The organism is Pseudomonas sp. PF05, from assembly GCF_056521845.1.
In genome coordinates, this window is record NZ_JBWLPW010000006.1 from 50,155 (window position 1) to 71,016 (window position 20,862).

General features: G+C 60.1%; 19 protein-coding genes. 6 read left to right on the forward strand and 13 right to left on the reverse strand.

Annotated features, from left to right (window positions below):
* The first annotated feature begins 81 nt into the window (after positions 1–81).
* Positions 82–756, forward strand: coding sequence for a ribose-5-phosphate isomerase RpiA (gene rpiA, locus AC09SL_RS12065; RefSeq protein ID WP_014336005.1), 675 nt, complete (start codon positions 82–84; stop codon positions 754–756).
* A gap of 79 nt (positions 757–835) precedes the next feature.
* Here rpiA and AC09SL_RS12070 read toward each other — a convergent pair whose 3' ends face one another.
* From AC09SL_RS12070 to AC09SL_RS12085, 4 genes are all read right to left on the reverse strand, one after another.
* Positions 836–1,750: an SdiA-regulated domain-containing protein gene (locus tag AC09SL_RS12070; RefSeq protein ID WP_058546644.1), complete on the reverse strand. Its 915-nt coding sequence runs from the start codon at positions 1,748–1,750 to the stop codon at positions 836–838.
* Positions 1,751–1,871: 121 nt separating this feature from the next.
* On the reverse strand, positions 1,872–2,804 hold the full coding sequence (locus AC09SL_RS12075) for an SdiA-regulated domain-containing protein (protein ID WP_058546645.1): 933 nt from the start codon (positions 2,802–2,804) through the stop codon (positions 1,872–1,874).
* Positions 2,805–3,017: 213 nt separating this feature from the next.
* Complete coding sequence (locus AC09SL_RS12080) at positions 3,018–3,683, reverse strand: fumarylacetoacetate hydrolase family protein (RefSeq protein WP_058546646.1); 666 nt, start codon at positions 3,681–3,683, stop codon at positions 3,018–3,020.
* 42 nt (positions 3,684–3,725) lie between these two features.
* Complete coding sequence (locus AC09SL_RS12085; RefSeq protein WP_058546647.1) at positions 3,726–5,120, reverse strand: FAD-binding oxidoreductase; 1,395 nt, start codon at positions 5,118–5,120, stop codon at positions 3,726–3,728.
* 205 nt (positions 5,121–5,325) lie between these two features.
* Here AC09SL_RS12085 and serA point away from each other — a divergent pair, with 205 nt between their 5' ends.
* Entirely contained in the window at positions 5,326–6,555 is a 1,230-nt protein-coding gene (gene serA / locus AC09SL_RS12090) for a phosphoglycerate dehydrogenase (protein WP_058546648.1), read from the forward strand.
* A 69-nt stretch (positions 6,556–6,624) separates the two neighbouring features.
* Here serA and AC09SL_RS12095 read toward each other — a convergent pair whose 3' ends face one another.
* A complete protein-coding gene (locus tag AC09SL_RS12095; RefSeq protein WP_058546665.1) occupies positions 6,625–7,050 on the reverse strand; it encodes a DUF4399 domain-containing protein in 426 nt (141 codons plus the stop codon).
* 133 nt (positions 7,051–7,183) lie between these two features.
* Between AC09SL_RS12095 and AC09SL_RS12100 the strand changes: the two genes are divergently transcribed.
* Positions 7,184–7,744 carry a transporter substrate-binding domain-containing protein gene (locus AC09SL_RS12100; protein ID WP_058546649.1) on the forward strand — a complete coding sequence of 187 codons (561 nt, stop codon included), beginning with the start codon at positions 7,184–7,186 and terminating at the stop codon, positions 7,742–7,744.
* Positions 7,745–7,857: 113 nt separating this feature from the next.
* Here the strand turns inward: AC09SL_RS12100 and AC09SL_RS12105 are convergent, their stop codons facing one another.
* From AC09SL_RS12105 to AC09SL_RS12130, 6 genes are all read right to left on the reverse strand, one after another.
* Positions 7,858–8,484, reverse strand: coding sequence for a class I SAM-dependent methyltransferase (locus AC09SL_RS12105; RefSeq protein WP_058546650.1), 627 nt, complete (start codon positions 8,482–8,484; stop codon positions 7,858–7,860).
* 255 nt (positions 8,485–8,739) lie between these two features.
* Positions 8,740–9,507, reverse strand: coding sequence for a hypothetical protein (locus AC09SL_RS12110; protein ID WP_058546651.1), 768 nt, complete (start codon positions 9,505–9,507; stop codon positions 8,740–8,742).
* A 516-nt stretch (positions 9,508–10,023) separates the two neighbouring features.
* The gene (gene tcyN, locus AC09SL_RS12115) at positions 10,024–10,785 is read right to left on the reverse strand and encodes an L-cystine ABC transporter ATP-binding protein TcyN (protein ID WP_058546652.1); all 762 of its coding nucleotides are present in this window, start codon (positions 10,783–10,785) and stop codon (positions 10,024–10,026) included.
* Positions 10,786–10,788: 3 nt separating this feature from the next.
* Positions 10,789–11,454, reverse strand: a complete 666-nt coding sequence (tcyL, locus tag AC09SL_RS12120; RefSeq protein ID WP_003196663.1) for a cystine ABC transporter permease — start codon at positions 11,452–11,454, stop codon at positions 10,789–10,791.
* A complete protein-coding gene (gene tcyJ / locus AC09SL_RS12125; protein WP_058546653.1) occupies positions 11,454–12,254 on the reverse strand; it encodes a cystine ABC transporter substrate-binding protein in 801 nt (266 codons plus the stop codon). Before tcyJ ends, tcyL begins: the two co-directional genes overlap by 1 nt.
* 313 nt (positions 12,255–12,567) lie before the next feature.
* On the reverse strand, positions 12,568–13,566 hold the full coding sequence (locus tag AC09SL_RS12130; protein WP_058546666.1) for a D-cysteine desulfhydrase: 999 nt from the start codon (positions 13,564–13,566) through the stop codon (positions 12,568–12,570).
* A gap of 402 nt (positions 13,567–13,968) precedes the next feature.
* Between AC09SL_RS12130 and betT the strand changes: the two genes are divergently transcribed.
* Positions 13,969–15,930 carry a choline transporter BetT gene (betT, locus tag AC09SL_RS12135; RefSeq protein ID WP_165826104.1) on the forward strand — a complete coding sequence of 654 codons (1,962 nt, stop codon included), beginning with the start codon at positions 13,969–13,971 and terminating at the stop codon, positions 15,928–15,930.
* Positions 15,931–16,008: 78 nt separating this feature from the next.
* On the opposite strand, the gene AC09SL_RS12140 is transcribed toward betT, so the two are convergent.
* A complete protein-coding gene (locus AC09SL_RS12140) occupies positions 16,009–16,749 on the reverse strand; it encodes an SDR family oxidoreductase (RefSeq protein WP_058546655.1) in 741 nt (246 codons plus the stop codon).
* A 134-nt stretch (positions 16,750–16,883) separates the two neighbouring features.
* Here AC09SL_RS12140 and AC09SL_RS12145 point away from each other — a divergent pair, with 134 nt between their 5' ends.
* Both AC09SL_RS12145 and mgrA read left to right on the forward strand, forming a co-directional pair.
* Positions 16,884–17,774: a LysR family transcriptional regulator gene (locus tag AC09SL_RS12145; protein WP_058546656.1), complete on the forward strand. Its 891-nt coding sequence runs from the start codon at positions 16,884–16,886 to the stop codon at positions 17,772–17,774.
* 113 nt (positions 17,775–17,887) lie between these two features.
* Positions 17,888–18,925, forward strand: coding sequence for an L-glyceraldehyde 3-phosphate reductase (gene mgrA / locus AC09SL_RS12150; protein ID WP_058546657.1), 1,038 nt, complete (start codon positions 17,888–17,890; stop codon positions 18,923–18,925).
* A gap of 213 nt (positions 18,926–19,138) precedes the next feature.
* On the opposite strand, the gene gshA is transcribed toward mgrA, so the two are convergent.
* Entirely contained in the window at positions 19,139–20,722 is a 1,584-nt protein-coding gene (gshA, locus tag AC09SL_RS12155) for a glutamate--cysteine ligase (protein ID WP_058546658.1), read from the reverse strand.
* Between the last annotated feature and the right edge of the window lie 140 nt (positions 20,723–20,862).

Below are 20,862 nucleotides of genomic sequence, written 5' to 3' on the forward strand. Positions count from 1 at the left end.
CTGGGCGACCACACGAATCCCAAGGTTTTGTTGGGTTATACTCACGCCCCTCTTTACTTCCTGCCCGCTTTCGGAGCTCGCATGACCCAGGATCAACTCAAACAGGCCGTGGCCCAGGCCGCCGTCGACCTCATCCTCCCGAAGCTGGATGACAAGAGCGTCGTCGGGGTTGGCACCGGCTCTACGGCCAATTGCTTCATCGACGCGCTGGCGCAACACAAGGGCGCGTTCGACGGCGCGGTGGCCAGCTCCGAAGCAACCGCCGCGCGCCTCAAGGGCCACGGGATCCCGGTGTACGAGCTCAACACCGTGAGCGACCTGGAGTTCTACATCGACGGTGCCGACGAAAGCGACGCGCACCTGAACCTGATCAAGGGCGGCGGCGCGGCCCTGACTCGCGAGAAGATCGTCGCGGCCGTGGCCAAGACCTTCATCTGCATCGCCGACGCCAGCAAGCTGGTGCCTGTGCTTGGCGCGTTCCCCTTGCCGGTGGAAGTCATTCCCATGGCCCGCAGCCATGTGGCCCGCCAACTGGTGAAGCTGGGCGGCGATCCGGTGTATCGCGAAGGCGTGCTGACCGACAACGGCAACATCATCCTGGACGTGCACAACCTGCAGATCACCAACCCGGTGGAACTGGAAAGCCAGATCAACGCCATCGTGGGCGTGGTCACCAACGGTTTGTTCGCGGCACGTCCTGCGGATGTGCTGTTGCTGGGGACCCCTGAAGGGGTGAAGACCCTGCGGGCGGAATAACCTGCTCTTTTGAGTGAGTAACCCTTGTGGGAGCGAGCTTGCTCGCTCCCACAAGGGTTTGTAGTTCAGGGTAAGTGGATCAAGGCTGCGGCTTCTTGAACACGTAGAACAGATTCGGCTCGCTCACCAGATACAGGTTGCCATCGTCATCCATGGCCAGGCCTTCGGCCTGGGGCACGGTTTTTTGCAGGCCCTGGCGGCCCTTGCTCAACGACAGCGTGCTCAACGGCCGGCCGTTGATATCCAATTCGATAATTAACCGCGACTCCTCGGACAGCGCCAGCAAATGGCCGCTGCGTTCGTCGTATTGCAGGCTTGAGAGGTCGCGCACGAACAACCCGGCATCGCGCTTGGGGTTGTTGATCACATGGACTGCGTAGGACTTTTCTGGATTGTGGTGGGGAAACCCATGCACTTCATAAATCAGCATCGGGTCGCGTTCCTTCGCCACGAACAGGCGTTTGCCCACTGAGTCGTAGGCCAGCCCTTCGAACCCCTTGTTGCCGCTCATGTGCACGCCCAGGGTCATCTGTTCGGCTTCGGCGGCGTCGAGGAATTGGGTGTCGTCGTCCAGGTGAATCTTGATCAGGCGCTGCTGGCGCTCGTCGGTGATGACGTAGATGTCTTCGCTGATGAATTCCACCGCCTCCGGATCGCCAAAGCCGATCAGGGTGATGCGCCGCAAAATCTTGCCGTCCAGCGACAACTCGACCAGCTCGGCATTTTGATTGGTGACGGTGAACAGGCTCTTGCGGATCGGATCGAACGTCAGCGCTGAAACGTCATCGTCCAGGCCTTCGATCACCTGCGCCTCAACCGTGACCCGGTATTGGTCCAGGGCAATGGCCTGCTCGCTGGTGGTTTTCCAGAGGGTGTTGAGGTTGAACCAGGCGCGTTCGAACAGGCGCAGGTGCTGACCGGCGGCGATCAGGAGAGTCAGCGCCAGCGTCAGGAGAATCAGGATCACCGGCTTGGGATGGGCGAGTCGACGCATGTTGGGGTGGGCTCGGATAAGAACAGGACCGTGGAAATATCACGACTGCCTGAACTGAAGCTTAATGGCTGTGTGCCACACCCTACAACGAAGGAAGATTTATCCTACAGAGTTAGTGCTGTCAGCGCTGTTTTTCGAAACGATAGAACAGATTCGGCTCGCTGACCATGTACAGGTTGCCGGCTTCATCGACGGTGACGCCTTCGGCGCGAGGGATTGTGTCCTTCAAGCCGTTGAAGCCGCCCAGCAAGGTCATGAAGCTGACCTGCTCGCCTTTTTCGTCCAGTTCCAGCAGCAGATGGGAGTCGGCCGAAAGCACCAGCATGTGACCTGTGCGCGGATCGACCGCCAGTGCCGAGAGGTTGCGCAGGTCCAGTTCATTGCTGACATGGATCTGCTTGTCGCCCTTGAGCGACTGGCTGCCATCGCTTTTCCAGGTGAACAGCGCCGGCGGGCGTTCCTCTCCGAGCACCAGTTGCTGGTTGCGCGGGTCCCAGACGATCGCTTCGAACCCTTTGTTCTGGTTCTTGGATGGACCGAGATCATGGTGGGGGAAGTCGGCATTGTTCAGTTCGCGGGTATCGGCATCAATGTGAACGATGGTCAGCGTGTGACTTCGTTCGTCAGTGATGGCCAGCAGGCCGTTTTCCATATAGGCCACGCCCTCGGGGTTGCTCCAGCCCACCAAGGGCATCTTGCGCAGCACGTCGCCTTGCAGGGTCAGTTCCACCAGGAATGGGTGTTTGCCCATGACGGCGAACAGGGTCTTGGTCTGCGGGTTGTAGGTCACATCGGACGCTTCGTCCTTCTCCATGCCCAGTAGCGGCTTGGCGTCGATCACGGCGCGGTAGTCCGGCAGCCAGACGCTCTCCTGGCGCTGGGCCGGGCTCTGGAAGTGTTCCGATAGCCAAAGTAGGCCGCGGTCGTCCCAGTGCATCGCGAACGCCAAGCCATAGGCGGCGGCCACCGCCAACAGCGACCAAGCGTACCAGGGCAGGGCAAAGCGGGAGCGGCGGGCAGGTTTGGCGGCAGACAGTGCTTGGGTTTTGGCCATCGGGGAATGCGTTCCAGAAAATTCGGCTAGGGGAGTGGCTGGCTCAGATGCCGCATTCCCCGGAATTATCCGGATGGCATGTGAAAAAAACGGTAAATGGTGGGAGATGCGCCCTGTATACGCTGTGGGAGCGAGCTTGCTCGCGATAGCGGTGTGTCAGCCAACATCAGATGTGATGGCCTCATCGCGAGCAAGGGCGCACAGGTTCAGCGTTTAGCGAACGCTGCTTTCGAAGCGGCTCGCCCCGGGCAGTTCCAGGATCAGTTCATCGCCTGCATTCAGCGGCCCGACGCCCGCCGGGGTGCCAGTGAGGATCACGTCGCCGGCCTGCAGCGAGAAGCAGCCGGCCATGTACTGGATCATCGGCACGATGGGGTTGAGCATCAGGCTGCTGTTGCCGTCCTGGCGCACTTCACCGTTGATGGTCAGGCGCACGGGGATGTCGGTCAGGTCGGCAAAAGTATCCTTCGAGACAAATGGAGCGATCACTGCCGCGCCGTCGAAGGACTTGGCCACTTCCCACGGCAGGCCCTTGGCCTTGAGCTCGGCCTGTTTGTCCCGCAAGGTCAGGTCCAGGGCCGGTGCAAAGCCGGAGATCGCGTCCAGTACTTCTTCAACGCTGGGCTTGGTCGATAGCGGCTTGCCGATCAGCACCGCGATTTCCGCCTCGTAGTGCACCGCGCCGCGCTCGGCAGGAATGCTGAAACCGCCTTCCAGCGGCACGACGCAACTGCCCGGCTTGATGAACAGCAAGGGTTCGGTGGGCACCGGGTTATCCAGTTCCTTTGCATGTTCGGCGTAGTTACGGCCAATGCACACCACTTTCCCCACCGGGAAATGAATACGGGTACCGTCGACATACTGGTGCTGATAGCTCATTACCGACTCCTGCTTCTGGGATTCATCAGGTGTTTTTAGGCGTCAAATCGCGAAAATCTTGCCCGGGTTCATGATGCCGTTCGGGTCGAATACCGCCTTCACGGCTTTCATGTATTCGATCTCCACGGGTGAACGACTATAGGTCAGGTAGTCGCGCTTGGTCATGCCCACGCCGTGTTCGGCGGAAATCGAGCCGTTGTACTTCTCGACGGTTTCAAAGACCCATTTGTTCACGGTCGCGCACTTGGCGAAGAACTCGTCCTTGCTCAGGTTTTCCGGCTTGAGGATGTTCAGGTGCAGGTTGCCGTCGCCGATGTGGCCGAACCAGACGATTTCGAAGTCCGGGTAATGTTCGCCGACGATCGCGTCGATTTCCTGTAAAAACGCCGGGACTTTCGAGACGGTCACCGAAATATCGTTCTTGTACGGCGTCCAGTGGGAGATGGTCTCGGAGATGTATTCGCGCAGCTTCCACAGGTTTTGCAGTTGGGTTTCGCTCTGGCTCATCACGCCGTCCAGCACCCAGCCTTGCTCCACGCAATGCTCGAAGGTTTCCAGGGCGTGGTTGGCGACTTCTTCGGTGGTGGCTTCGAATTCCAGCAGGGCGTAGAACGGGCACTCGGTTTCGAACGGTGCCGGCACGTCGCCGCGAGCGAGGACCTTGGCCAGGGCCTTGTCGGAGAAAAATTCGAAGGCGGTCAGGTCGAGCTTGCCCTGGAAGGCGTGCAGCACCGGCATGATCGAATCGAAGTCCGGCGTGCCGAGTACCATGGCGGTGAGGTTTTTCGGTGCACGGTCCAGGCGCATGGTGGCCTCGACCACGAAGCCCAGGGTGCCCTCGGCGCCGATGAACAGCTGCCGCAAGTCATAGCCGGTGGCGTTCTTGATCAGGTCCTTGTTCAGCTCCAGCAAATCGCCCTTGCCGGTGACGACCTTCATGCCCGCCACCCAGTTGCGGGTCATGCCGTAGCGAATGACCTTGATCCCGCCGGCATTGGTGCCGATATTGCCACCAATCTGGCTGGAGCCTGCCGAAGCGAAGTCTACCGGGTAGTACAGGCCATGTTCTTCGGCCTTGTTCTGCAGCTGTTCGGTGACCACGCCCGGCTGGCAGACGGCGGTGCGGTCGGTGAGGTTCACGTCGAGCACCTGGTTCATGTAGTCGAACGACACGACCACTTCGCCGTTGGCCGCGACCGCTGCGGCGGAAAGCCCGGTGCGCCCGCCCGATGGCACCAGCGCGATTTTGTGCGCGTTGGCCCAGCGCACGATGGCCTGGACTTGCTCAGTGGTCTTGGGGAAGACGATGGCGCTTGGCGCCGGGGCGAAGTGCTTGGTCCAATCCTTGCCGTAAGCGTTCAGGGAGTCGGCATCGGTCAGGACCTTGCCAGGCTCAACCAGGGTCTTCAGCTCATCTATCAGGGCAGGATTGGTCATCGACAGAACTCTCGAACAATTCATGGTCATCCTGAGAACGCTTCACGTCGCAGGAATGAGTGTTTAGCGGGGTGCATATGCTAGCATACCGACCCCGCAGCGTAGTGCCCAACGGCTGTTCTGCGGCGACGGCTGTCATGCCGGTCGGGCCAGCATGCGCTGTCCGATTCCCTGCCATTTTTCTCCGGGACACAGGTTTACGCAGATGAGCAAGACTTCTCTCGATAAGAGCAAGATCAAGTTCCTTCTTCTCGAAGGCGTCCACCAATCGGCTGTCGACGTCCTCAAGTCGGCGGGCTACACCAGCATCGAGTACATCACCAGTTCTCTGCCGCAAGACCAGCTCAAGGAAAAGATCGCCGATGCTCACTTCATCGGCATTCGCTCCCGTACCCAACTGACCGAAGAGATCTTCGACCACGCCAAGAAACTGGTGGCGGTCGGCTGCTTCTGCATTGGCACCAACCAGGTTGACCTCAACGCGGCGCGCGAGCGCGGTATCGCGGTGTTCAACGCGCCGTACTCCAACACCCGTTCCGTTGCCGAACTGGTGCTGGCCGAAGCGATCCTGCTGCTGCGCGGCATCCCTGAGAAGAACGCTTCCTGCCACCGTGGTGGCTGGATCAAGAGTGCGGCCAACTCCTTCGAAATCCGTGGCAAGAAGCTGGGTATCGTTGGCTACGGCTCGATCGGCACCCAGTTGTCGGTACTGGCTGAAGGCCTTGGCATGCAGGTGTTCTTCTATGACACCGTGACCAAGCTGCCCCTGGGCAACGCCACCCAGGTCAACAACCTGCATGAGTTGCTGGGCATGTCCGACATCGTGACCCTGCACGTGCCGGAAACCGCTGCCACCCAGTGGATGATCGGCGAGAAGGAAATCCGTGCCATCAAGAAGGGCGGGATCCTGATCAACGCCGCGCGTGGCACCGTGGTCGAGCTCGACGCCCTGGCCGACGCGATCAAGGACAAGCACCTGATCGGCGCCGCCATCGACGTGTTCCCGGTGGAGCCACGTTCCAACGACGACATCTTCGAAAGCCCGCTGCGTGGCCTGGACAACGTGATCCTGACTCCGCACATCGGCGGCTCCACCGCTGAAGCCCAGGCCAACATCGGCCTGGAAGTGGCGGAAAAACTGGTCAAGTACAGCGACAACGGTACTTCGGTATCGTCCGTGAACTTCCCGGAAGTGGCCCTGCCGGCCCACCCTGGCAAGCACCGCTTGCTGCACATCCACGAAAACATCCCGGGTGTGATGAGCGAGATCAACAAGGTCTTCGCCGAAAACGGCATCAACATTTCCGGTCAGTTCCTGCAGACCAACGAGAAAGTCGGCTACGTCGTGATCGACGTCGACGCCGAATACTCGGACCTGGCGCAAGAAAAGCTGCAGCACATCAACGGCACCATTCGTTGCCGCGTGTTGTTCTAAGCCGGTCTGGCTTGCAATAAAAAACGGGAGCCCCAAAAGGGCTCCCGTTTTTTATTGCCTGACACCGTGTTACTTCACGTTGACTTTGATTTTCTCGGACACGATCGACGGATCGAACGGCATGTGGCCGCTGTCACCCAGGATCAATTGCAAGGTGTGCTTGCCCGGGGCCAGTTTGATGGTGGCCTGGGTTTGCGCCTTGCCGAAGTGCATGTGGTTGGCGTCGTTTGGAATCGGTGCGCCGGCGGCAGGCAGTTTGTCGACATCGATCAGCAAATGGTGATGGCCGGTGTTCTTGGTCATATCGCCCGCCGGGGCCAGGGCGATATTCTTGACGCCGAACTTGACCGTGAACTCCTGGGCGACGGTGGCGCCGTCTGCCGGGGAAACGATGAACACTTCTGCATCTTTGGGCGCCGGGGTCGCGGCGGTTGCCAGCATCGAAGCGCCCAGTAACAGGCCGGTCAACGCGGCACGAGACATAAAACTTTTCATTTTTTTCTCCAGTTTTTCCATGAAATCCGCCTGGCCATGACAACTTCATGACCAATCGTTGTCGAAGCCTGCAACAACCATAGCAAAGCGAGCCTGAAACGAGCGTCGCTTGTATAAATACCTAGGAGTGACCATGCGCTTTCTGCCTGGCCTGATTTGCCTGCTACCCCTTTTGAGTCCCCTGGCTCATGCCGAACTGATCGATGACGTCAATGACCGTGGCGAACTGCGCATTGCCTTGGAGGCCAACACCGCGCCCTTCAACTTCAAGGAAGACGGCAAGCTCACCGGTTTCGAAGTGGAACTGGGCGAAATGCTTGCCAGTGAGCTCGATGTACGCCCCGACTTCGTGGTCACCGATGCCGGGGACCTGCTGAGCGGGGTAGAGAGCGGCAAGTACGACGTCGCCATCAACCACATAGCAATGACCCCGGAACTGGCGGAACGTTTCGATCTCAGTGCTGCTTACAGCCATCCGGATGCACAGCTGCTGGCGGGCAAGGATGAGACGCCACGCCCGTTGGTCTTGGCGCAGTCGTTCCAGCCAGAAAAAAAGAGCGACCCGGCACCGAGCCTGGTGATCCCGTTCCAGAAGGGCAACCCGGCGTTCAAAGCCAGCCTGGACAACGCCCTGGCACGTATCAAGGATGATGGGCGGTTGGAGAAGTTGTCGCAGAAGTGGTTGGGTCGGTAGGAGCTGACGAGTGGAACGAGGCTGCGATCTTTCCAAGGACGCTTGAATCTCAAGCAAAAGAGCAAAAGATCAAAAGATCGCAGGCTTCGCCAGCTCCTACGGGGGATGGGTATTCAATCCTTACGCCAGACACTCGCCAACCAAGGCTGTTGCTCGCGCGGCAGCCCCGCCGGTCGGTAGTAATGCTCCAGTTCCACGAAGCCTGCATCGCCCAGCAGCGTGCGCCAGGCCGCGAGGTCGTGGTAGGCGCCGAAGCGCTGGCCGTTCCAGCCCTCCTGGTTTTCGCCCCGCGGGTTTGAGCTGAACAGCACGCCGCCGGGCTTGAGCGTGGCGTGCAGTTGCTTGAGCACCCGAGGCAGTTCCTGGACGGGAACATGAAACAGCACCGCGTTGGCGAAAATCCCGTCAAAACGCTCGGCCGGCAGGTCGAGTTCCAGGAAGTCCTGTTGCCACACCTCACAGCCGCTGTCCTGGCGCGCCATCCGGGCAAACTCTTCTGAACCGTCGAGGCCGACCGCGACATGGCCCAGGGCCGTGAACGTGCGCAAGTCGCGCCCCGGGCCGCAGCCCAAATCCAGGATGTGCAGCGGTGCCTGGCCTTGGATATGGCGCAGCAAGGCGTCGATGTTCTGGCTGACATCGTGATCGCGGGTGCCTTCGCGAAAGCTTTCTGCCACGGCGTTGTAATGGCCCAGGGTCGTGGCAGTGATGGCGTGCAGGTCTTCGCTGGTGTGCTTCATGATTGCGGGCTTAGGTGGGGAACGTCAGCCGACTATACCGCAAGCGCACTGGTCTGCCTGTGGGAGCAAGCTTTGCTCCCACAGGTCAGCGCTTGTTCAAAGAAACGCCGCGTTGAATGCGGCGAGCGAAATCAAGAATGTCCGGTGGTCCGGTGTATATACCCTGAATGCGTATAAATTTGGCTTTCAGGGCGATGGATAGAGGGCTTTTGCCGGGGGATGTTGCGGCTCGACACAAAAGCCTCTTCAGAGTGTTCATGTTCGATGACGTGGCTCGGCCGCCATGAGGACTTCTTTCGGCGGGTTTTTCAGATACGGATTGACGCACCCGATCTTCAACGTCCGTGGCGGTGCCCAGTGGGAGTTGTTGCCCACGCGGTCGAGGATGCAGTAGGTCACTTCCAGGCGCAGGTCTTCTCCCGCCTCCAGGATGATCTGCGGCGGGACCCAGATATTGATTGGCTGGCCGACCTCGCTGGCGGTGACGGCAGGCAGGTCCATGCGCACATCGCCCCAGCGCAGGGTCACGGCATCGCCGGCGGCCATGTTCAGGTAGGGCTCGATGGTCAGCGGTACCCCGCGCTTGATCTGGTTGGGGTTCACCCCTTGGCGTCGGATAGTGCCGGGAATGCGCACTGGCGCCAGCCCCTGGTTTTCATCGCCGCTCAGGGCCGACGGCTGCCCGCCGGGGCAATCGAGCTTGGCGTGTACCCGCTGCTTGGCTGACAGCGCCGGTCCACGCCCGACCTGCATCACCCGATAATGGATGCGCGAGGCTCCATTGACGATGAAACTTTCCGGGACCCGCATCGTGATGCCGCCTGGTACATCTGCCTGCGACAGCAAGCGCGAGCCGACGTAGCAGTTGTCCCAGAACAGTTCGATCAGGTCTCCCGCATCCATGCCGGGGTAGGGCGCAATGGCAACCTCCAAGTGGGCGGCGCTGGCGATATTGATGCCGGTAGGGTGGGCATTGGCCAAGGTGGGGGCAGCCAACTCAGGACTTTTCGACTTACATGTCATGGTGTTCTCCTTGATACTTGAAAACTAAGTCCGTTTCGGGAAGATCAACGGCGATGACTAATCGCGACATATCTTATGTGTGCAGCCATATAGGCTAGGCTGCGCCTAGTCACTGTGCAGAAAATAAATAATGTGCATCGCCTGTTGGTCACTAGATAAGGGCTCAATAGTTTCAGTGTCAATAGAGGCACTTGCTTAATAATTAATTATGATGGGCTTCAGAAACATCCTACGCATTCATGTTAATAATGCGCGGCCTCACAAGCTCTTTTCCTAGGCCTGCCGGTTTATGGAAAAGGCTCGAATGGAGGGCTTGAGACTAAATGGAAGAAGCGCTTGGGCCGCAGGGAAGTGTTACCAGTGGTATGTCCATGCCGCACAGGGTGCGGTCGAGGATGTTGGGTAAGCCTAAGTTTCAAGTTGTTTCGTCATGGCGCCAAGTTGACTGCGGTGTTGGCTTGAGTGTGTTGTCGCAGCCTCACTTCCATCCCTGGAAGTGATGACGCTGTCCATAACTTACTGGGCGCCGTGTCCGGCGGAGAGGAACTTGCTGAGGAACTGTCGCGTGCGTTCTTCCTTGGGTGCTGCAAACAAGGCCTTGGCTTCGCCTTGTTCGACGATCACGCCTTTGTCGAAAAACACCACGCGGTTGGCCACGTCCCGGGCGAAGCCCATTTCGTGGGTCACGATGACCATGGTGCGTTTTTCTTCGGCCAAGCCGCGAATGGTTGCCAGCACCTCGCCCACCAGTTCCGGATCGAGGGCCGAGGTCGGCTCGTCGAACAGGATCACTGCCGGTTCCATCGCCAACGCTCGGGCAATCGCCACGCGCTGTTGCTGGCCGCCGGAAAGGCGCCGTGGATAGGCGTCCTCCTTGCCGGCCAGCCCGACCTTGGCCAAGAGCTTGCGCCCCAGGGCTTCGGCTTCGGCGCGGGGCACTTTCTTCACCACCTGCGGGCCTTCAGTGACGTTTTCCAATGCGGTGCGATGGGGAAACAGGTTGAAGTTCTGGAACACGAAGCCCACCTGCTGGCGCAAACGGCGGACCAGGCCCTGTTGCTGGTTCAGCGGACGACTGCCATCGATCTCGATGTCGCCGACCTTGATCCGGCCACTGGTAGGTTCTTCGAGGAAGTTCAAACAGCGCAGGAAGGTGGTCTTGCCCGAGCCGCTGGGGCCGATGATCGCAACCACTTCGCCTTCTTCGATCTTCAGGTCGATGCCATTGAGCACCACCTGGCCCTTGAACTGCTTTGTCAGTTTTTCCACGACAATCATGGGTCAGGACTCCTGGTCATGCCGATTGACCCGGGCTTCCAGGACGTTCTGCAGGTGCGAGAGCACGCTGGCCAGAACCCAATAGATCAGCGCGGCGGCAAGGTACATGGTGAAGATTTCGAAGGTTCGCGCGGTGATCAACTGCGCCTGGCGGAACAGCTCCGGTACCTGGATGGTCGCCGCCAGCGCGGTGTCCTTGACCAGGGAAATGAAGCTGTTGCCCAACGGTGGCAGGGCTGTGCGTGCTGCTTGCGGCAGGATGGCCCGGCGCAGGGTCTGGGCGCGGGTCATGCCAATGCTTGCCGCCGCTTCCCACTGGCCGCGCTCGATGGAGCTGATGGCGGCCCGCAGGATTTCACACGCGTAGGCGGCCATGTTCAGCGAGAAACCGATCAGGGCCGCCGGCAGCGGATCCAGCTCGATGCCCAGTTGCGGCAACCCGTAATAGATCACGAACAGCTGCACCAGCAACGGCGTGCCACGAAAGAACGACACGTAGATGCGGGCGATCCAGTTCACCAGTTTGAAGCGCGACAGGCGCATCAGCGCCAGGCCGAACCCCAGCAGCAAGCCGAAAAACATGCCGCCCAGGCTGAGGAAGACCGTGTAATACGCGCCCTTGAGCAGGAAGGGCGCGGAGTCCAGTGCGAGTTGAAGAGCTGCTTCCATTATTGGGTAACGTCAGCGCTGAAGTATTTTTCCGAAAGCTTTTTCAGCGTACCGTCGGCGCGCAGTTTTTCGATGGCCTTGTTCACGGCTGCCAACAGCTCAGGCTCGCCTTTGCGCAGGGCAATACCGGACTCCAGGCGCGAAAAGGCTTCGCTGGTGACAGTGGTGTCCTTGGCTTTCTTGGCGTATTCCAGTGCGGCCAGGCGGTCGATCAGGATGGTGTCGATACGACCGACGCGCAGGTCCTGGAACTTGGTTGGGTCGTCATCGTAGGTTTTGACTTGGGCGCCCGGTACTTCTGCCTTGACCCACTGTTCGTAGTTGGTGCCCAGGCCCACGCCGACTTTTTTACCATCCAGGTCGGCGGCCTTCTTGATGTTCAGCTCGGCGGCTTTCTTGGTCAGTACCAGCGCCTGAATCCCGGAAACGGTATACGGCGTGGAGAAGTCATATTTTTTCTTGCGCTCTTCGGAAATGGTCACCTGGTTGACCACTGCGTCCAGGCGCTTGGATTCCAGGGCCGCGAGAATGCCGGCCCATGGGGTCGTCTGCAGCTTGACCTTCACACCCAGTTCCTTGGCCAGGGCTTCGGAGAACTCCACTTCGAAGCCGGTCAGCTTGCCGCTTTCATCAACGAAACTGAACGGTGGATAAGTGCCTTCCAAGCCGATCTTGATTTCGCCGGCGTCCTTGATTTTTTGCAGCTGCTCACCGGCAACCGCTTGCCCCAACAGCCCGGCACTCAATGCCAGGCCCAGCGAACCTACCAACAGGTTGCGACGTAATGCGGAAAAATTCATGACAAGCCCCTGTGTTTTCTTATGAAGAGGTTATTTTGGCTGAGATAAGGCGTAGCCGCGATCCGAAAAGATTGCCACATCCTGCCTTAAAGCAGCTTGGGCGTCTCGCGGCAAATGCACTTGCGGCGAGACTATAGGATGGCTTTTATAGATTGGAAAATAATATTAAATCAAGCATTTATGTTTATTTGGAATGAGGCCCTGTGGGAGCGAGCTTGCTCGCGATCGCGGTATGTCAGCCCCATAAATTTCGGCTGACCCACCGTATCGCGAGCAAGCTCGCTCCCACAAAAGCCTTCCTCCGAAGTCTGCACTACGCCTGGAACGTCGCGCTGTAGGCAAACAACGCCGGTGCACCGCCGGTGTGCAGGAAGATGATCGGGCCTTCGTCGAAACGGTCGCGACCCAGGCCGTCGAGCAGGCCGGCCATGGCCTTGCCGGTGTAGACCGGATCGAGCAGCAGCCCTTCCTGGCTGGCCAGCAGCTTGACCGCCGCCAGTGTCCCGGCGTTCGGTTCACCGTAGCGGGGGGCGAAATATTCGTCCCACAGGTTCACTTTGAACGCGTCTGGAAGGGCGACTTCGAGCAACGCTGCCGTGCGCTCGGCCAGGCCCTGGACCTTCGGGAACTGGTCCTCCTCGCTGCGCGAAACCGTGACGCCGATGACAGGCAGTGCCGGCAGGGCTTCACTCAGTGCCAGCGCCAGGCCGCTGTGGGTGCCGGCACTGCCCGAGGCCAGTACCACGGCGGCAAATTCAATCCCGGTGTCCTTGATCTGCTCGGCCAGTTCCAGGCCGGCGCGCACATAACCCAGCGCGCCCAAGGCGTTCGAACCACCAATCGGCACCAGGTAGGGTTTTTTCCCGTTGCTGCGCAGGCGACCGGCCAGGGCCTGTAGCTGCTCATCGGCGTTGTCCAGGTTGTCCACCAGTTCGATCTTGGCGTCGAACAGCTCCAGCAGCAGCCGGTTGCCGTTGCCCAGGTAATTGCTGTCTTCGGTGCCAATGGGGTTTTCCAGCAAGGCCACGCAACCCAGGCCCAGCTTCGCGGCCAGGGCGGCGGTCTGGCGCACATGGTTGGACTGGATCGCCCCGGCGGTGATGAGGGTATCGGCGCCCTGGGCGATCGCATCGGCGGCCAGGTATTCAAGCTTGCGCAGTTTGTTGCCGCCCATGGCCAGGGGCGTCAGGTCGTCACGCTTGACATAGATGTCCCGGCCAAGCCAGGTGGAGAGGCGGTCGAGTTTTTCCAGCGGTGTCGGATGGCCGAGCAGGTCGAGACGGTTAAAGCGAGACAGCTGTTCTTTGATCATGGGTCCGTACTGGTTGTAGGCGATGCCTGGACTATAGGCACGGCGATATTCATGGGCAACCGGCATGTTTTTATTCGAGCGTGGATCTGGCGACAACGTCGTCGGTTTGGCCCGCACTGATCTGTGGGAGCGGGCTTGGCGCCAGTGAACGAATGCTCTACTGGCAACGTCATACCCTCCCGTAGGCTTGCGTAGGAAACATGCCGCTGAGCCCTGCGATTAGTCCTTAGCTAGCTATTCATGTTTAACTTGAACGCTCATTCAAGTTAAACCGTCGGTTTGCTGCCCGCTCACAACAGGAGGCTTGCCTTTGCCGAGTCCGTTTTCGACCGTCACGATTCTTTTTCCCGAGGTGCTCGTTTCATGAGTGCCTCGTCCGTTCCACCCAGCGGCCTGGTCCGCATGAACCCGCCGGTCTTTTACTTCGCCGCGACCTTTATCCTGCTGTTCGGCCTGGTGGTGATTGCCATGCCCGCGCAGGCCGGCGCATGGCTGCTGGCTGCGCAGAACTGGGCGGCCAACACGGTCGGCTGGTACTACATGCTGGCGATGACGTTGTATCTGGTCTTCGTGGTGGTCACCGCCTTGTCCGGCTACGGCAAGATCAAGCTCGGTGCCGACCACGACGAACCAGAATTCAGTTATCTGTCCTGGGCCGGCATGCTGTTCGCCGCCGGCATCAGCATCACCCTGTTTTTCTTCTGCGTGTCCGAGCCGCTGACCCACATGGTCCAGCCGCCCCAGGGCGAAGCCGGGACGGCCGAGGCGGCGCGCCAGGCCATGCAGATCCTGTTCTTGCATTGGGGGCTGCATGGCTGGGGCGTTTTTGCGTTCGTCGGCATGGCCCTGGCGTACTTCGCCTACCGGCACAATTTGCCACTGGCCCTGCGTTCAGCGTTGTATCCGTTGATCGGCAAGCGCATCAACGGCCCCATCGGCTACGCCGTGGACGGCTTCGGCATTATCGCCACGGTGTTCGGCCTCGGCGCGGACATGGGCTTTGGTGTGCTGCACCTCAATTCCGGGCTCGACTATCTGTTCGGCATCGCCCACACACAGTGGATTCAGGTCGGCCTGATCGTGCTGATGATGGGCGCGGCGATCATTGTGGCGGTGGCCGGTGTCGACAAGGGCGTGCGGGTCATGTCCGACATCAACATGCTGCTGGCCTGTGCGTTGCTGCTGTTCGTACTGTTCGCCGGGCCCACCCAGCATTTGCTCAACACCTTGATCCAGAACATCGGCGATTACCTTGGCGCTCTGCCAATGAAGAGCTTCGACCTGTACGCCTACAACGAACCGAGCGACTGGCTGGGCGGCTGGACGGTGTTCTACTGGGCCTGGTGGATCGCCTGGTCGCCGTTCGTGGGGCTGTTCATCGCGCGGATTTCCCGTGGCCGCACCATTCGTGAATTCGTGTTTGGCGTGCTGCTGATTCCCCTGGGTTTCACCCTGGCGTGGATGTCGATCTTCGGCAACAGCGCCATCGACCAAGTGCTGAACCACGGCATGAGCGCCCTGGGCATGTCTGCCCTGGAAAACCCATCGATGAGCCTTTACCTGCTGCTGGAAACCTACCCCTGGAGCAAGACCGTCATCGCGGTCACCGTGTTCATCAGCTTCGTGTTCTTCGTCACGTCCGCCGACTCGGGCACCGTGGTGCTGTCGACGTTGTCGGCCAAGGGCGGCAACCCCGATGAGGACGGGCCGAAATGGCTGCGGGTGTTCTGGGGTGCGATGACGGCCCTGGTGACCAGTGCGTTGCTGTTCTCCGGCAGCATCGATGCCTTGAAATCGGCAGTGGTGCTGACGTCCTTGCCGTTCTCGTTGATTCTGCTGCTGATGATGTGGGGCCTGCACAAGGCGTTCTACTTGGAGTCGCAGAAGCAGATCGCGCAATTGCACTCCCTGGCGCCGGTGTCGGGTTCACGACGGGGCACGGGCGGCTGGCGCCAGCGCTTGAGCCAGGCGGTGCATTTTCCGTCCCGTGATGAGGTGTACCGTTTCCTCGACACGACGGTGCGCCCGGCCATTGAAGAAGTGACGGCGGTGTTCGTCGAAAAGGGCCTGACGGTGGTGACCCAGCCCGACCCGGCCAACGACAGTGTCAGCCTGGAGATCGGTCACGGCGAGCAGCATCCGTTTATCTATCAGGTGCAGATGCGCGGCTACTTCACGCCGTCCTTCGCCCGCGGCGGCATGGGCTCCAAGGAACTCAACAACCGCCGTTACTACCGCGCCGAGGTGCACTTGAGCGAAGGCAGCCAGGATTACGACCTGGTGGGCTACACCAAAGAGCAAATCATCAACGACATCCTCGACCAGTACGAGCGACACCTGCAGTTCCTGCATTTGGTGCGCTGACCGAGGCCAAAACACCGCCGATTGTTTTTCATCTGCGCTGGCCTCGATGGCGGTTTAGCTGGCGACGCAGAAAAAACCTCAGACCAGTCCGCCGTTGGCCCGCAGGATCTGCCCATTCACCCAGCCAGCGGCCGGGCTCACCAGGAACGCGACGATGTTGGCGATGTCTTGCGGCTGGCCGAGGCGCTCCAAGGGCGGCATCTTGGCGAAGTGCTGGACCTGCTCTTCGCTTTTGCCATGCATGAACAGTTCGGTGGCGACCGGCCCCGGGGCCACGGCATTGACGGTGATCTGCCGACCGCGCAGTTCCTTGGCGAACACCTGGGTCAGGGATTCCACCGCGGCCTTGCTGGCGATGTACACCGAGTAGCCCGGCAGGTTCAGGCCTACGGTGCTGCTGGAAAAATTCACGATCCGGCCTGCGTCATTCAAACGGGTCGCGGCTTCGCGAAGCGTGTTGAAGGTGCCGCGCGTATTGATAGCGAACGTGCGATCGAACAGTTCATCACTGTGCTGCGCCAGTGGCATCACCTGGAGGATGCCGGCGTTGTTGATCAACACGTCGACCTTGCCCAGTTGCGCTTCGACTTCATCGAACATCCGACGGACATCGACGGCCGAGGACACGTCTGCCTTCACCGCTATGGCCTGGTGGCCGGCCTGGCGCAACTGGACCACCAGTTTCGAGGCTTCGGTGGCGCTGCTGGCGAAATTGATGGCCACGGCAAAACCGTCGTTGGCCAACTGCTTGGCAATTTCTGCACCGATGCCGCGGGAGGCGCCGGTCACGATGGCTACTTTGGAGGTTTGGACAGTCATGGCGAAGGGGCTCCTTGTCTTTGGAACGTTGTGATTCGTTGGAGGCAGGTTCACATGTTTACTCTCGGCGATAAATGCAGGAGAGTTGCCTTTACTGTTCAAAATTCTTCAACAATCAGGGCGCGGGATTTCAGATGGATCAGGTCAAGGCGATGAGGGTGTTTGTCCGAATATACGAGCGCAGCAGCTTCACCCTGGCCGCTGAAGACTTGACCATGCCACGGGCCACGCTGACCCACACCCTCAATCAATTCGAAGCCTGGCTGGGCGTTCGCTTGTTGGAGCGCAGCACCCGCAAGGTACGGCCGACCCTCGATGGCGAAGCCTATTACCCACGCTGCGTGCAACTGCTGGCGGAGCTCGAAGAAGCCGAACTGGCGTTTCGCGGCGTGGCGCCCAAAGGCAAGCTGAGGGTGGACTTGCACGGAACCCAGGCACGGTATTTCGTGATTCCGGCGTTGCCGCAGTTCATGGCCCGCTATCCCGACATAGAACTGTTCATCAGCGAGGCGGATCGTTTCGTCGACCTGATTGCCGAAGGCGTCGATTGCGTGCTGCGCTCCGGTGAGCTGGCGGATTCGTCACTGATCGGCCGGCGTGTCGCCAATCTTCGACAGATCACCTGTGCCAGTCCCGGTTACTTGCGCCAGTACGGCGAGCCGAAGTGCCTCGATGACTTGAAACATCACAAGGCGGTGAATTACGTCTCGCGGACCACCGCCAAACTGTATCCGTTTCAGTTCATGGTCGATGGCGAGCTCAAGGAGGTGCCTATCGGGGGCTCGCTGTCGGTGTCCGGCGCCGAAATCTATGCCGCCTCGACTATCGCCGGCCTGGGCCTGATCCAGTGCCCGCATTACCGAATGGAGGAGCAGATCCAGCAGGGACTGATCCAGGAAGTCCTCACCGCCACCCCACCACCGTCCATGCCGGTCTCAGTGCTCTACCCGCACAACCGGCTCATGTCGCCGCGGGTGCGGGTGTTTGTGGATTGGTTGGGGGAGGTGTTTGCGCAGGCGCGTTAATATGGTCTCCGATTTCCTGGCGCTCCCACACCTGATCTGCGAACTTTCAGCCTGACCGATGCGTCTGTGAAGTGTTAGCTTCTGCCACCAGTGTCCGAACAGAGAGCCTTTCGATGACCTACACCGCTGCGCAAAACCGCTACGAGTCCATTCCTTATCGCCGCGTCGGTCGCAGCGGGCTGGTACTGCCGGCGCTGTCGCTGGGGTTGTGGCACAACTTTGGCGACAGTACGCCCATCGATACCCAGCGCGCCTTGCTGCGCACGGCGTTCGACCTGGGCATCAACCACTTCGACCTGGCAAACAACTACGGCCCTCCCTACGGTAGCGCCGAGATCAATTTCGGCCGATTGCTGCGCGAAGATTTCAAGCAGTACCGCGATGAGTTGATCATCTCCAGCAAGGCCGGTTGGGACATGTGGCCAGGCCCATACGGCCAGGGCGGTGGCTCGCGCAAATACGTGCTCGCCAGTCTCGACCAGAGCCTGCAACGCCTGGAGCTGGACTATGTGGATATCTTTTATTCCCACCGTTTCGACCCCGACACCCCACTGGAAGAAACGGCCAGCGCACTGGCCACTGCCGTGCAGCAGGGCAAGGCGTTGTACATCGGTATTTCCTCGTATTCCGGCGTGAAGACCCGGGAAATGGCGGCACTGCTCAAAGAGTGGAAAGTCCCGCTGCTGATTCACCAGCCGGCCTACAACCTGCTCAACCGCTGGGTGGAAAAAGACCTGCTGGATGCCACCGACGAACTGGGCACCGGTGTGATTGCTTTCACACCACTGGCCCAAGGCCTGCTGACCGACAAATACCTCAAGGGCATTCCCGCCGATGCGCGGGTGAACCGTCCGGGCGGCGGCTCGTTGCAGGCTTCGCACCTGTCGGAGGAAAACATCGCCCATGTACGTGCGCTCAATGAGATTGCCCAGCGGCGTGGCCAAAGCCTGGCGCAAATGGCCCTGGCCTGGACCCTGCGCGATCCACGCGTGACCAGCGCGCTGATCGGCGCCAGCCGGCCGGAGCAAATCATCGAGAACGTCGGGGCGTTGCAGAACCTGAGCTTCAGTGCCGAAGAACTGGCGCAGATCGATCGGTTTGCCCTGGAGGGCGGGATCAATCTTTGGGAGAAGCCTTCGTCGGCTGAGTAACGCCTGACACCCTCTGGCGAGGGTGCTTGCTCCCGCTGGGCCTGTAGGAGCTGTGTAGGAGCTGTGTAGGAGCTGTCGAGTGCAACGAGGCTGCGATCTTTCCTCCAACGCTTGAGTCTCAAGCGAAAGATCAAAAGATCAAAAGATCAAAAGATCAAAAGATCGCAGCCTTCGGCAGCTCCTACAGTGCAAGCCAGCGACGCGTCCTCGGGGTCAGTTACTGATCGCCAGAATGCTCGCCTGATACGAACCCACGAACACATCGAAATCCCCCACCTCGTTCTGCTCCAGCTCAGTTTGCTGGACCAGCGATTCACGAGCGTTTTCCTCGAAGGCCGTCTGTTCCTCGGCAGGCAAAGGTTCGGCGCGGAAGAATTCGGCGTGGGCCTTGCTTTGGCGCAGGGAGAACTGGGCGAAGCTTTCCTGATGCTCGGCCATGGCGGCCAGTACCTGGGCGGAGGGCGTCAGGGACGGATCGCGGACCTTCGCCAATTGCGCATCCAGCGCCTGGCGGTGGACATCGCCACCTTGGCTTTGGTCGAGCAGCGAGGCCAGCGGCGCGATTTTTTCCAGTAATTCGATGGCCCAGGCCTGCATGTCCACCGCTTGGCCTTGGCGCTGCAACTGCAGGCCAGGTTTGCGACCTTCCTTGACCACCGTCAGGAAGTTGCTCGTGGCGTTGCTGCATTCGTTGTTTTCCAGCTGCGGGCTGTCGTTGAGGCCGCAATACAGCAGGAACGCATCGAGGAACCGCGATTCGGTGAGGTCGATGCCCATCGGCAGGAACGGGTTGATGTCCAGGCAACGCACTTCGACGTACTGGATACCCCGGGCCATCAAGGCCTGGATCGGCCGCTCGCCGGTGTAGGTCACGCGTTTGGGGCGGATGTTGGAGTAGTACTCGTTTTCGATCTGCAAAATGTTGGTGTTGAGCTGCACCCACTCACCGTTCTGGTGGGTGCCGACTTCGACGTACGGCGCGTAGGGCGTCGCCACCGCTTTGCGCAGGCTGTCGGTGTAGCTGGTCAGGTCGTTGTAGCAAGGCGTGAGGCCAGCCTGGGCGTTGCTTTGGTAACCCAGGTCGCTCATGCGCAGGCTGGTGGCGTAGGGCAGGTACAAGGTGTCCGGGTCCAGTTGCTCCAACTGGTGCGGGCGCCCCCGCAGGAAACCGGCGTCCAGGGCTGGCGAGGCGCCAAACAGGTACATCAGCAACCAGCTGTAGCGGCGGAAATTACGGATCAGCGCGATGTAGGCCGACGACTGGAAGTCGCGGTCGCTGGCCTCGACGCCTTCGGCCTGCCGGAGCAGGGGCCAGAGCTTTTCCGGCAGGGAAAAGTTGTAGTGGATCCCGGCAATGCATTGCATGGTCTTGCCGTAGCGCAGGGCCAGGCCCTTGCGGTAGACGTACTTGAGCCGACCGATGTTCGAGGTACCGTAATACGCGATCGGGATGTCCTCTTCCGCCGGCAGTGGGCACGGCATCGAAGGGCTCCACAGGTACTCGTCGTCCAGTTTGCTGTAGGCAAACCGGTGGATCTTGTCGAGGCTGCGCAGGGTATCGGCCGGGTTGGCCAGGGCCGGCGTGATGAACTCCAGCAGCGACTCGGAATAGTCGGTAGTGATCTGTTCGTTGGTCAACGCCGAACCCAGGGCCTTGGGGTGCGGGGTCTGCGCCAGGTGCCCATCGCCGGTGACGCGCAGGCATTCACGCTCGATGCCGTGCAGGCACTGTTCGAGCAGGGAGAGGTTGGCGCGCTCGCCAAGCAGGGCCAGGCGGCGGTTTAAAAGGTCGCTCAAGTTGAATTCCTTCACGCGTCAGTCGCCCCAATATGGGGGTGGGCAAGACGGTCTACAAGGGTGAAGTTAAAACTGGCGTTTTCGCCTGGTTTTTGTGCGGCCTCAAGGCTAATCGCCGCTGTCCCTTGTGGGAGCGGGCT

What these genes read in the sequence shown, in the direction of transcription:
- rpiA (WP_014336005.1), top strand. Translation starts at nt 82, where the DNA reads ATGACCCAGGATCAACTCAAACAGGCCGTGGCCCAGGCCGCCGTCGAC.
- AC09SL_RS12070 (WP_058546644.1), bottom strand. Translation starts at nt 1,750, where the DNA reads ATGCGTCGACTCGCCCATCCCAAGCCGGTGATCCTGATTCTCCTGACG.
- AC09SL_RS12075 (WP_058546645.1), bottom strand. Translation starts at nt 2,804, where the DNA reads ATGGCCAAAACCCAAGCACTGTCTGCCGCCAAACCTGCCCGCCGCTCC.
- AC09SL_RS12080 (WP_058546646.1), bottom strand. Translation starts at nt 3,683, where the DNA reads ATGAGCTATCAGCACCAGTATGTCGACGGTACCCGTATTCATTTCCCG.
- AC09SL_RS12085 (WP_058546647.1), bottom strand. Translation starts at nt 5,120, where the DNA reads ATGACCAATCCTGCCCTGATAGATGAGCTGAAGACCCTGGTTGAGCCT.
- serA (WP_058546648.1), top strand. Translation starts at nt 5,326, where the DNA reads ATGAGCAAGACTTCTCTCGATAAGAGCAAGATCAAGTTCCTTCTTCTC.
- AC09SL_RS12095 (WP_058546665.1), bottom strand. Translation starts at nt 7,050, where the DNA reads ATGAAAAGTTTTATGTCTCGTGCCGCGTTGACCGGCCTGTTACTGGGC.
- AC09SL_RS12100 (WP_058546649.1), top strand. Translation starts at nt 7,184, where the DNA reads ATGCGCTTTCTGCCTGGCCTGATTTGCCTGCTACCCCTTTTGAGTCCC.
- AC09SL_RS12105 (WP_058546650.1), bottom strand. Translation starts at nt 8,484, where the DNA reads ATGAAGCACACCAGCGAAGACCTGCACGCCATCACTGCCACGACCCTG.
- AC09SL_RS12110 (WP_058546651.1), bottom strand. Translation starts at nt 9,507, where the DNA reads ATGACATGTAAGTCGAAAAGTCCTGAGTTGGCTGCCCCCACCTTGGCC.
- tcyN (WP_058546652.1), bottom strand. Translation starts at nt 10,785, where the DNA reads ATGATTGTCGTGGAAAAACTGACAAAGCAGTTCAAGGGCCAGGTGGTG.
- tcyL (WP_003196663.1), bottom strand. Translation starts at nt 11,454, where the DNA reads ATGGAAGCAGCTCTTCAACTCGCACTGGACTCCGCGCCCTTCCTGCTC.
- tcyJ (WP_058546653.1), bottom strand. Translation starts at nt 12,254, where the DNA reads ATGAATTTTTCCGCATTACGTCGCAACCTGTTGGTAGGTTCGCTGGGC.
- AC09SL_RS12130 (WP_058546666.1), bottom strand. Translation starts at nt 13,566, where the DNA reads ATGATCAAAGAACAGCTGTCTCGCTTTAACCGTCTCGACCTGCTCGGC.
- betT (WP_165826104.1), top strand. Translation starts at nt 13,969, where the DNA reads ATGAACCCGCCGGTCTTTTACTTCGCCGCGACCTTTATCCTGCTGTTC.
- AC09SL_RS12140 (WP_058546655.1), bottom strand. Translation starts at nt 16,749, where the DNA reads ATGACTGTCCAAACCTCCAAAGTAGCCATCGTGACCGGCGCCTCCCGC.
- AC09SL_RS12145 (WP_058546656.1), top strand. Translation starts at nt 16,884, where the DNA reads ATGGATCAGGTCAAGGCGATGAGGGTGTTTGTCCGAATATACGAGCGC.
- mgrA (WP_058546657.1), top strand. Translation starts at nt 17,888, where the DNA reads ATGACCTACACCGCTGCGCAAAACCGCTACGAGTCCATTCCTTATCGC.